General features: G+C 72.0%; 10 protein-coding genes. 4 read left to right on the forward strand and 6 right to left on the reverse strand.

The annotated features are described in order from the left end of the window. Positions 1–116: 116 nt before the first annotated feature. Positions 117–920, reverse strand: a complete 804-nt coding sequence (locus tag WH07_RS10485) for a TetR/AcrR family transcriptional regulator C-terminal domain-containing protein (protein ID WP_046498458.1) — start codon at positions 918–920, stop codon at positions 117–119. Positions 921–1,000: 80 nt separating this feature from the next. Here WH07_RS10485 and WH07_RS10490 point away from each other — a divergent pair, with 80 nt between their 5' ends. After that, a complete protein-coding gene (locus WH07_RS10490) occupies positions 1,001–1,876 on the forward strand; it encodes an alpha/beta fold hydrolase (protein ID WP_046498461.1) in 876 nt (291 codons plus the stop codon). Between the two features lie 21 nt (positions 1,877–1,897). Here WH07_RS10490 and WH07_RS10495 read toward each other — a convergent pair whose 3' ends face one another. The 3 genes from WH07_RS10495 to WH07_RS10505 form a co-directional block, all read right to left on the reverse strand. Further along, positions 1,898–3,184 (reverse strand): MFS transporter, encoded by a 1,287-nt coding sequence (locus WH07_RS10495; protein ID WP_232788808.1) that lies wholly within the window; start codon positions 3,182–3,184, stop codon positions 1,898–1,900. 108 nt (positions 3,185–3,292) lie between these two features. Beyond that, positions 3,293–3,895 (reverse strand): DUF1349 domain-containing protein, encoded by a 603-nt coding sequence (locus tag WH07_RS10500; RefSeq protein WP_046498481.1) that lies wholly within the window; start codon positions 3,893–3,895, stop codon positions 3,293–3,295. Positions 3,896–3,999: 104 nt separating this feature from the next. Continuing rightward, positions 4,000–5,544, reverse strand: coding sequence for an aldehyde dehydrogenase (NADP(+)) (locus tag WH07_RS10505; RefSeq protein WP_079023124.1), 1,545 nt, complete (start codon positions 5,542–5,544; stop codon positions 4,000–4,002). Positions 5,545–5,691: 147 nt separating this feature from the next. Between WH07_RS10505 and WH07_RS10510 the strand changes: the two genes are divergently transcribed. From WH07_RS10510 to WH07_RS10520, 3 genes are all read left to right on the forward strand, one after another. Continuing rightward, positions 5,692–6,462, forward strand: coding sequence for an IclR family transcriptional regulator (locus WH07_RS10510; RefSeq protein WP_046498464.1), 771 nt, complete (start codon positions 5,692–5,694; stop codon positions 6,460–6,462). Further along, the gene (locus WH07_RS10515) at positions 6,462–6,980 is read left to right on the forward strand and encodes a GNAT family N-acetyltransferase (RefSeq protein WP_046498467.1); all 519 of its coding nucleotides are present in this window, start codon (positions 6,462–6,464) and stop codon (positions 6,978–6,980) included. Before WH07_RS10510 ends, WH07_RS10515 begins: the two co-directional genes overlap by 1 nt. Positions 6,981–7,067: 87 nt before the next feature. Continuing rightward, on the forward strand, positions 7,068–8,516 hold the full coding sequence (locus WH07_RS10520; protein ID WP_046498470.1) for a penicillin-binding transpeptidase domain-containing protein: 1,449 nt from the start codon (positions 7,068–7,070) through the stop codon (positions 8,514–8,516). 179 nt (positions 8,517–8,695) lie between these two features. Here WH07_RS10520 and WH07_RS10525 read toward each other — a convergent pair whose 3' ends face one another. Both WH07_RS10525 and WH07_RS10530 read right to left on the reverse strand, forming a co-directional pair. Then, positions 8,696–10,312 carry an amidase gene (locus WH07_RS10525; RefSeq protein WP_046498472.1) on the reverse strand — a complete coding sequence of 539 codons (1,617 nt, stop codon included), beginning with the start codon at positions 10,310–10,312 and terminating at the stop codon, positions 8,696–8,698. Next, positions 10,309–10,638 (reverse strand): hypothetical protein, encoded by a 330-nt coding sequence (locus WH07_RS10530; protein WP_046498476.1) that lies wholly within the window; start codon positions 10,636–10,638, stop codon positions 10,309–10,311. Before WH07_RS10530 ends, WH07_RS10525 begins: the two co-directional genes overlap by 4 nt. Positions 10,639–10,792: the final 154 nt, after the last annotated feature.

Here is a 10,792-nt window from a genome sequence, read left to right on the forward strand (position 1 = left end):
CCCCATCATACGGAGGGACCCTCCACCTGCCCCGGCCCCCCGCCCCGGAGGCCGGGCGAACCCGGTCTTCCTCGCCGGTGATCCGAATTGATCGTCGAGTTCCGGCACGCGCTCCGTCATGGCAATGAGGCGGTAGCGGTCCGGGTTGCTTCCACGCCGTCCAGGAGGACCTTCAGGCCGATTGTGAATGCGTCGTCGAGCTGGTGGTCCCAGGACGGCGCGGGCTCGCCCTCGGGCGGGGCGGCGCTCTCCTTGGCCAGGCGTACGGACAGGGGGAAACGGTCGGCGAAGTCCGGGGCGACCTCGTTCAGGAGGGTTGAGCGGGCGGTCCACCAGTCCTGGTCGGACACGCCCGTGGCCGATGCCGCCCGGCGGGACTCGGCGGTCGTCCGGGCGGAGCCCCGTACGAAGTGGAACAGGCAGCTGACGACAGCGCGCAAGGTCCTGGCGGGCAAGCCGGTTTCGTACAGCATGGCTGCCAGTGATTCCAGGACCGCCTGCTCGTGCGGGCCCAGGACCGGGCGGGCGTAGGAGACCTGGAGTACCCAGGGGTGCCGCAGGTAGAAGGCTCTGAGATCCCCGGCCCAGGTCTCCACCGCCGTCTGCCAGCCTTCGCCCGGGTTGTGCCCGGTGGACAGTTCGGCGTGCACGCGGTCGTACATCAGGTCGAGGAGTTCCGCCTTGCCGGGCACATAGGTGTAGAGGGCCATGGAGGAGCGCCCCAGCCGCTCGGCCACCGTGCGCATCGACAGCCCCGCCATGGTGTCCGCGTCGGCCACCGCGATCGCCGCTTCCACGATGGCGTCGACGCTCAGCGCGGGCTTGGGGCCGGGAGCGGTACGCGGGCCCTGCTCTCCCGGTTGGGCCCACAGCAGGGCCATCGATACAGCCGCGCCTCCCTGACCTGCGATGATGCTCACGATTGAATTCCTTACGCCGTACGGTATTGTGAACTCGCCCGATCTCCTTACAGCGTACGGAAACCATCCCGGAGAGAGCGATGACCGAAGCGGAACTGCACGACGGAAGCCCCATCGAGCTGGAGATCCATGGCACAGGACCGGCCCTTCTGCTCCCGGTCGACCCACGGCCGGCCGACGGGGCGAAGGCCGATGAGCTGCGGCGATGGGGCGTGGACCCCGCGCTGGGCCGGTCCCTGATCGAGGGGCTGAGCGATACGTTCCGCGTGGTCGCGTTCGACTACGAGGGCCATGTCATGGAGACGCCCAAGCCGGACACGCTGACCCCCGGCAATGTCGCCGCCGATCTGCTGGCCGTCGCCGACGCCGCGGGCGCCGACCGGTTCGCGTACTACGGCTACTCATGGCTGGCGCTGAGCGGGCTCCAGCTCGCGATCCGTACCGATCGTCTCTCGGCGCTCGTCATGGGCGGCTTTCCGTCCATCGGCGGCCCGTACGCCGAGATGCTCCAAGTCACCATGGCCACGCATCAGATGGCCGCTCACCGGACGCCGGACCCGGCCCCGAGCACACCCCCGTACCCCGAGCAGTCACCTGGCGACTCCGTGGAGGACTACGACTGGTCGGCCGTGGAGGTGTCGATGACGGAGCCTCAGACCCGGCAGTTCGTCACGCTGTACGAGGCGCTCCAGGACTTCGACGACCGGGCCGCGCAGCCGCGGATCGCCTGCCCGCGGCTGTGTTTCGCCGGGTCGGCGGACGAGATCCCGTACGGCGAGAGCTGGGGCGGCGTGACCGTACGCATCGCCGCCGCGGTCATGAGCGGGCGCACCGAGCTGGAGGCCGCCGGATGGGATGTGCGGGTCCTGGACGGGCTCGACCATACGCAGGCCATGCAGCCCGCGAACGTACTGCCCGTGCTGAAGCCCTGGTTTGCGTCGCGGCTGAATCCGTGACCACGACCCGCCCATGTGCGGTCACTTGCCCACCGGCGGCCGGGGCGCGGGGACAGAGGTGGCGGGGGATGCCGTGGAGGATGTCGTGGAGTACTCGGGGGAGCGGAGTGAGCGGACCCGGGGAGCGAGCAGCGTCGCTGCCGTGGCCAGGACCACCAGGGCCGCACACCCCGCCAGGGCCGGGCCCGTGCCCGTCTCCGCGGCGATCGGCCCCGCGAGCAGCAGCCCCAGCGGGGCGAAGGCCAGCGATCCGAACAGGTCGTACGAGCTGACCCGCGACAGCGCCTCCTCCGGGACCTCGTGCTGAAGGGTCGTGGACCACAGCACCCCGAAGATGTCGTTGGCGATGCCCGAGCAGAACATGGCCGCCGCGATCAGCCAGACCGGTGCCTGACCGGCGAGCAGGATCATCGGGACCGCTGCCGGAAAGGTCGCCAGTACCGCGACCAGGATCGGCCGCCGTACCCGTACACGGCTCGCGATTCCCGCGCCCGCGATCGTCCCCAGCGCCTGCGCCGCGACGATCAGCGACCAGGCCCGTGCCCCGCCCAGCCGGTCGTCCGCCATCAGCGGGCCCAGCACCCCGACCGTGGCCTGGAGCGCGGCGACGACGACCGCGTACTGCGCGACCACCGCCCACAGCCACTGCCGCGAGGAGAACTCGTACCAGCCGTCACGCAGATCCGCCCAGCCGGACGAGACTGCGCGGGGCGAGGTGGTGAGCCGCAGACCGTTGACGAGCAGGGCGCTGAGCGCGAACGAACCGGCGTTCAGGGCCAGCGCCCAGCCCGCTCCGACCAGCGCGACGGCCACTCCCGACAGCGCGAGGCCGAGCAGCATCGCGCTGTTCGTGCCCACCCGCAGCATCCCGTTCGCCCGCTGGAGACGGCTCCTGGGCACGATGAGCGGTACGACGCCCTCCATGGCCGGCAGGAAGAGCGCCGTGGCCGTCCCGGCCAGCACCGCCAGTACGCACATGGCCCACAGGGGCGCGTGGCCGGTGAGCACCATCGCGGCCAGTCCCCCGTACGCCGCCGCGCCGACCACGTCGGAGAGCACCATCAGCCGGGAGCGGGACATCCGGTCGGCGATCACCCCGCCGACGAGTACGAACACGAGCTGCGGCAGCGCCTGACAGGCGAGCACCAACGACAGCTTCCCGGGCCCCGCGCCGGGCAGCGCGAGCACCGCGAACGCCAGTGCCACACGGGCGAATCCATTGCCCAGCACCGAGATGGTGCGCGCGGAGACAAGAAGGAGAAACCGCCGGTCACGGAGGAGCGGCGGGGCCGCGGAGGCTGCTGTCACAGCGAGCCACCTTAGGGGCTCCCGGATGAATCCCGCCGGGACTCCCGAGGCTCCCCTGCCCGGCACCGCGCTGAGCCGCCGGGCGCCCTCCGCCTCAGCTTCCGTCCCTCAGCTTCCGTCCCTCAGGTCCTCAAGTCCCTCCGGCCTGAAGGCGATCCCGTCGAACCTCACCGCACACCCCTCGCCCCTCGGCGACTGCGTCAGAAAGCCGACGCGCGCCGACGCGGCCTCCGCCGCCGTACCCAGCGTGAACACGCGGACGAACGTCCAGTTCGCGCCGTCCGGGGAGGCATGGAAGGCGAACGACCTGCCCGTACGGCTGATCCGCAGCCAGTAGCTGTCGCCCGCCACCTGGAAGGAGTTGGCGTCGTCGGAGTGGCCGCGGGTGACGACCGTGCAGATCGTGGGGCGGTCGGGGGACAGTTCCAGACAGAGTTTGGCCCACTGCCGCTCGGCGACCTCCAGACAGAGCACGCCCGCGTCGAAGGCGGCGGCGAAGCCGACCGTCACCCGGGCGAGAAGCTGGAAGTCGCCCTCCGGCACACCGAGGAGCCGGGGCGCGTCGGAGGCCGGTTCCAGGGACTCCGCCGACGGGGGTACGAAACGGTCCTGACGGGCGCCCGCGCGGCCGGTGAGCGCGCCGTCACCGTACGCCCACGCGCCGTCGGGACCGTACGCCCGCAGCGGAAACGGGAGTTCGGGCAGCTCCACCGGACCGGGCAGCTCCGTCGGATCGGGCAGCTCCACCGGACCGGGGCGGCTCCGTCGCGGAACCGCCCGCGCTCCCCGCGCCCCCGGAACCCTCCGCCGCTCCCTCAGTCATGCGCCGGATTCTCCGGCCGTCCGTCCACCCTCCGCGGCAGCCCCAGCGGATTCGCGTCCCTCAGCTCCGGCGGGAGCAGCCCGTCCGGCGTGGACTGGTACGTGACCGGCCGCAGCCAGCGTTCGATGGCCGTCGCGCCGACGGAAGTCGAGGTCGAGGTGGTCGCCGGGTACGGACCGCCGTGGTGCTGCGCGGGCGCGACGGCGACACCGGTCGGCCAGCCGTTGACCAGGACCCGCCCGGCCAGCGGGGTCAGCTCCGCCAGCAGTTCGGCGGTCCCGGGCACCGTCCCCTCGGCCTCCGCCTCCGCGATGTGGAGCGTGGCGGTGAGATTGCCGGGGAGCCGCGCCAGTACGGCGCTGATCTCGTCGGTCGAGGCGTACCGCGCGACCACGGTCACCGGACCGAAGCACTCCTCCAGGAGCAGATCGTGCGGCCCGTCCTTGGCGAGGGCGTCGGCGGGCAGGGTCAGGAAGCCCGCGCTGACGGTGTGCTCGCCGCCCGCGCCGGGGGTGATCGGGGCGTCCACGTCCGGGAGTTCGGCCCGTTCCCGTACGCCCGCGACAAAGGCGTCCCGCATCCGGTGGTCCAGCATCACGCCGGGCTCGGTCTCGCTGACGGCCGCCGTGAGGGAGGCGACCAGCCGGTCCCCGGCCGCTCCGGCGGGCGCCAGGACGAAGCCGGGCTTGGTGCAGAACTGCCCCTCCCCCAGTGTCATCGAGCCGGCGAGACCGGCGCCGATCTGCTCGGCGCGCTCGGCCGCCGCTGCCTCGGTGATCACCACCGGGTTGAGGGAGCCCAGCTCACCGTGGAAGGGGATGGGCACGGGCCGGGCCGCCGCCGCGTCGAAGAGCGCGCGCCCGCCGCGTACGGAACCGGTGAAACCGGCCGCCGCGACCAGCGGGTGCCGCACCAGCTCGACGCCCGCCTCGAATCCGTGCACCAGCGAGAGCACGTCCTCGGGCAGCCCCACCTGGGCCGCCGCCCTGCGCAGCACGGAGGCGCACAGCTCGGAGGTGCCGGGGTGGTCCGGATGGGCCTTGACGACGACCGGGCAGCCGGCCGCCAGCGCGCTCGCCGTGTCACCGCCGGGTACGGAGAAGGCGAGCGGGAAGTTGCTCGCGGAGTAGACCGCGACCACCCCGAGCGGCACCTTCCAGCGGCGCAGATCGGGCCAGGGCGGAGTGCGGTCCGCGTCGGCGTGGTCGATCCGGATGTCGAGGAAGGCGCCTTCCTCGACGACCTCCGCGAAGGCCCGCAACTGGGCTGCCGTACGGGCGAGTTCACCGGTGAGCCGGACCGGGCCGAGAGCGGTCTCGGCGTCCGCGGCCTCGATGACGTGCTCACGGGACGCGTGCAGCAGATCCGCCGCGGTACGGAGCAGGGCGGCGCGGACGGTACGGTCGGCGAGCGCGTCCCTGACGGCGTGCGCCCCGCGCACCGCGCGGTCGACCTCCTCGGCCGTGGCCTCGTGCGCGACCTGCTCACGTGGCTTCCCCGTTCGGGGGTCGACACTCCAGACTGGTGCTGCTGCCACCGTGGCTTCCTTCCCTGCCGACTGCCACCCATCGGACCTTGTTCGGTATTCTGAACAAAGTTCTTGATGGTGAATCTGTAGGGACTCTATTTCCGCGCGTTCCGCGTGGTCAAGAGCGGTCCGGAAGGCGAAAAGGGGCGAGGGACCATGACGGTTTCGGAGACCGGTGGAGCACAGGTCAAGTCCGCCGTACGGACGGTGGAACTGCTCGAATACTTCGCGGGGCGCCCCGGCATGCACTCCCTCGCCGCCGTCCAGGAGGCGGTCGGCTACCCCAAGTCCAGCCTGTACATGCTGCTGCGGACCCTGGTCGAGCTGGGCTGGGTGGAGACCGACGCGACGGGCACACGGTACGGCATCGGGGTACGGGCCCTGCTCGTCGGCACCTCGTACATCGACGGCGACGAGGTGGTGGCGTCGGCCCGCCCCACCCTGGACCGGCTCTCCGACGACACCACCGAGACCATCCACCTCGCGCGGCTCGACGGCACCAATGTCGTCTATCTCGCCACCCGCCAGTCCCAGCACTATCTGCGGCCCTTCACCCGGGTCGGCCGCCGGCTGCCCGCGCACTCGACCTCGCTGGGCAAGGCCCTGCTGGCGACCCACAGCGACGAGCAGGTGCGCAAGATGCTGCCGGAGACCATGCCGGCGCTGACCGAGCACACCATCACCGACCGCGAGAAGCTGATCGAGGAGCTGCACACCGTACGCGAGCAGGGGTACGCGGTGGACCGCGAGGAGAACACCCTCGGGCTGCGCTGCTTCGGTGTCGCGATCCCGTACCGGACCCCGGCGCGCGACGCGATCAGCTGCTCGGTGCCGGTGGCGCGGCTGACCCCGGGCCATGAGCAGATGATCAAGGACGCCCTGTTCGACGCCCGCGACCGTCTGACGCTCGCGACCCGCAGGCTCTGATGGACCGCCCGGGCCACCAGCCTCCGGAGGTGGGGCTGCGCGAGGTGCGGGAGAGCGATCTGCCGCTCTTCTTCGTGATGGAGCAGGACCCGGAGGCGCGGCGGATGGCCGCCTTCACCGCCGAGGACCCCACCGACCGGACCCGTTTCGACGCCCACTGGGCGCGGATCCTGGCCTCGGCCGAGACCGTCAACCGTACGGTGCTGGCCGACGGCGAGGTGGCCGGGCACGCCGCGGTGTACGGGCCGCCCGGGGAGCGGGAGGTGACGTACTGGATCGACCGCGCCCACTGGGGCCGCGGTATCGCGACCGCCGCGCTGCGCGCGCTGCTCGACCTCGTACCGGAACGGCCGCTGGGCGCCCGCGCCGCCGCCGACAACGCGGGCTCGCTCCGGGCGCTGGCCAAGTGCGGTTTCGTGGTCAGCGGGTACGGGCGGGACTACGCGGCGGGGCGCGGCGAGGACACCGACGAGGTGCTCCTGACCCTGCGGGACTCCTGGCGCCCCCGGGAGCCCTGAGCGTTCCTGAAGAGTTTCTGAGAAGCCCGGCCGACGGGAACGACCGCTCCCGGCCCGCTCGTCCCTCGTTACGCGATGAACAACGGGATGAACAAGACGATCAGACGCACAGCGGTCACCTGCCTGCTGCTCGTGCTCGCCCTGCTGGTACGGGCGACCTGGGTGCAGGCGTACGAGGCCAAGGCCCTCGCCGACGACAAGCACAACCGGCGGAACCTCATCGCCCAGTACGCGCGGCCGCTGGGCGACATCATCGTGGCCGGGTCGCCCGTCACGGGCTCCCGGAGGACCACGGGCAGCGATCTCGCGTACGAGCGCACCTACACCGACGGCGCCCTGTACGCGCCCGTCACCGGCTACAGCTCGCAGGCGTACGGCTCCACCCAGATCGAGGGCATCTTCTCCGATGTGCTCGACGGGACCGACAGCCGGCTCAAGAACCCGGTCGACGCGCTCCTGGGCAAGCAGACCGCGCCCGGCGACGTCCTGACGACGATCGACCCCGCCGTACAGGAGGCCGGTTACCGCGCGCTGGGCGGGAAGCAGGGCGCGGCGGTCGCGATCGATCCGGTGACCGGGCGCGTGCTCGCGGTGGTCAGCACGCCCTCGTACGATCCGACGAGGATCAGCGGTACGACGGACGGCGACGCCTGGCAGGAGCTGACCGGGGACCCGGCCAAGCCCATGGTCAACCGCGCGCTGCGGCAGCCGCTGCCGCCCGGCTCGACCTTCAAGCTGGTGGTCGCGGCGGCGGCGCTGGAGGACGGTCTGTACAGCTCGGTCGACGAGCCGACCGACAGCCCCGACCCGTACACCCTGCCCACCACGACCACCGTGCTCCGCAACGAGAACAGCTCGGCGCCCTGCGAGAACGCCTCCATCCGCACCGCCCTCGCCTACTCCTGCAACACCGTGTTCGGGAAGATGGCCGACGACCTCGGGCAGGAGAAGGTGCGCGCGATGGCGGAACGGTTCGGCTTCGACGACACCACGCAGGACGTGCCGGTGCGGGCCTCTGAGAGCGTCTATCCGTCCGGGATGGACCGCGCGCAGACGGCGCTGAGCGGGATCGGGCAGTTCGATGTGACCGCGACGCCGCTCCAGATGGCCATGGTCTCGGCGGCCCTCGCGAACGACGGGCTGCTGGCCGCGCCGCACATGGTGTCGAAGGTGGTGGACGCGAGCGGCGACACCCTGCGCTCGTACCCGGACGGCGACACCACCCGGATCGTCTCCTCGTCCACCGCCGGGCAACTGCGCAGCGCGATGGTGACGGTCGTCGAGGACGGTACGGGGACGAACGCCCGGGTGGACGGCGCCGAGGTCGGCGGCAAGACGGGTACGGCCCAGCACGGCGTGGACAACAGCCGTACGCCGTACGCCTGGTTCACCTCGTACGCGAAGGACACCGCCACCGGCAAGGAGGTCGCGGTCGCGGTGGTCGTGGAGGACTCGGGAGCGGCGCGCTCGGAGGTCAGCGGCAACGGTCTGGCCGCACCGGTCGCACAGAAGATGATGACGGCGGCGCTGAAGTGACCTTCTCCGGGGTCGTCTCGCGGGAACTCCACGAGAGGACCCCGGGGGACGGAACCGGACGAAACGCCCCCGGCCGCGACCGACAGGCCGCGGCCGGGGAATCCCGCGGGATCACCGGAGGATCTCGCGGGATCACCGGGGAGGATCCCGCAGGATCACGAAGGGTCCCGCGGGATCGGTCACGCGCTCTGCGCCGCCGCCTCCTCGGCCGTGATCCGCGGCCTGGCGACCGCCATCCGCTGCGCGGTCCGGCCCGCCGGAGCGGTCGCCGGGTCCGCCGGGCGCCGGGTGTGCCAGTCCGTCACCGCCTGGTAGGCGGCGGCGACCTCCAGCAGCCGGTCCTCCTCGTACGGCTGACCGCCCAGGATCACCCCGGCCGGAATCCCCGCCGTGAAGCCCACCGGGAACGCGATCTCGGGCAGTCCGAGGATGTCGAACGGTACGGGACCGGTCTGGAGCAGCACGTCGCAGCGGTCCATGACACCGTCGAGGACCTCGCGCAGCAGATGGTTCTTGGCGCGCTGCGCGGTGATCCACTCGTCGCCGGAGAGCATCAGCCCCTGGAGCCAGCTCAGCAGGGACACCCCGAACTTCGCCGGGTCCTCGCGCAGCCAGTACCGGAACGGCTCGGTCCGCTCGGACAGCCGGGCGTCGTTGAACGTACCGGTGAGCAGCCCCCAGTCGGCCGGATAGGTGATGTCGACGAGCGTCACCCCGGAGATGGAGTCGAGCTTGTCGAGGAACGCCGTCCGCACCTCGGTCGCGGAGCCGAGGAAGTCGGCCGGCACCCCGATCCTGGTGGCCCTGCGCAGCTTCACCCTGCCCCGCGAGACCACCGGGGTCGCGGCCCGTACGAGATCCGCCAGTCCGGGAAGTCCGAGGGTGCGCGGGTCCCGCGGGTCGGGGCCCGCCATCACCGTGAGCATCAGTGCCGCGTCCATGGCGTCGCGCGCCAGCGGTCCCGGATGGTCGCGGGTGTACGAGAGCGGGATCACGCCATGGGCGGAGACCCGGCCCATGGTGGGCTTCAGCCCGGTCAGGTTCTGCCGGTTGGAGGGCTGGACGATGGAGCCGCCGGTCTGGGTGCCGATGGAGGACGACGCCAGCCGTCCGGCGACGGCGGTGGCCGGACCTGTGGAGGAGCCGCCGGGATCGGTGGACGGGTTCTCCGGGGTCCAGGCGTTGACGGTGGTGACGGTCCCGTTGGGCGTGGTCGCACGGGTGGTGGCGAGCGGGCCCATCTGGCCCTTGCCGAGGACGATGCCGCCCGCGGAGACGAGCCGGGCGACCGCGGTGGCGTCGTGGTCGGGGACGAAGTCCTCGAAGATGTACGAGTTGCAGCGCGTCGGCACCCCGCGCGTGAAGTAGTTGTCCTTGATGCAGAGCGGAACACCGCTGAGGACTCCGCCGCGTCCGCCGCTCCGGTCGGCCCCGCGGGCGGCGGCGAGCGCGCTCTCGGCCGTGACCTCGGCGTACGCCTGGTAGGTGGAGTCATGGGCGGCGATCCGGTCGAGATACGCCTCGACGAGCGTGACGGAGGTCAGCCGGCGGCGGCTCATCAGGACGGCGGCCTCGGCGAGGGTCGCCTCGGTGGGGTCGCGGCGCGCCGCGTCCCGGACGTCGATGTCGGGGAGGTACGGCTTGCGCCCCGACGAGCCGGTGGACCCGGTGAAGGCCGCTGGGGCGGTGGTGGCTTGCGCGGCGGCAGGGGCCGCGAAGGCGGTTCCGCTGACGACGGCTCCTGTCACGGCCGCCGAACTGGCCAGGAACGTACGGCGGTTGAGTGCGCGGCTCATCGTCCGGCCCCCTTCCCGGCGTCCCCGGAGTCTCCGGTCCGTCCCGTCCAGGCTTCGGTGATGGACGGATAGATCAGCGGCGGCGAGGCCTGCTGGGCGTAGGCGGGGGCCGGGGTGCCGGTCACCGGGGGCGTCCAGCCCGCGATGGCGACCGGTCCCGCGGTGACGAAGGACCGCAGGGAGCGCAGGGCCTGGTCACGGGTGGGGACGCCGGTCGCGGGGTCCGGCTGCGTGGGCAGCAGATCGAGATCGACGCCGGCCAGGGCGAGTCTGGTCCGTATGTACGCGTCCAACTGCTCCTGGGTGGGTGGCTGGGGCTGGCTCAAAAGAACCTCCGGAAGTGCATGCCGTGCGGGGGGTGCGGCGTGACTCCATCAGCCGTCGATGACTGCCCCGTTGAGCACTCGCTTCACGGGTGTTACATCGAACGCACCCCGCCGCCCGCGTACGCCCCCGTACGCCCGCGCCGCACGCCCACCC

The organism is Streptomyces odonnellii, assembly GCF_000981895.1.
Lineage (GTDB): Bacteria > Actinomycetota > Actinomycetes > Streptomycetales > Streptomycetaceae > Streptomyces > Streptomyces odonnellii.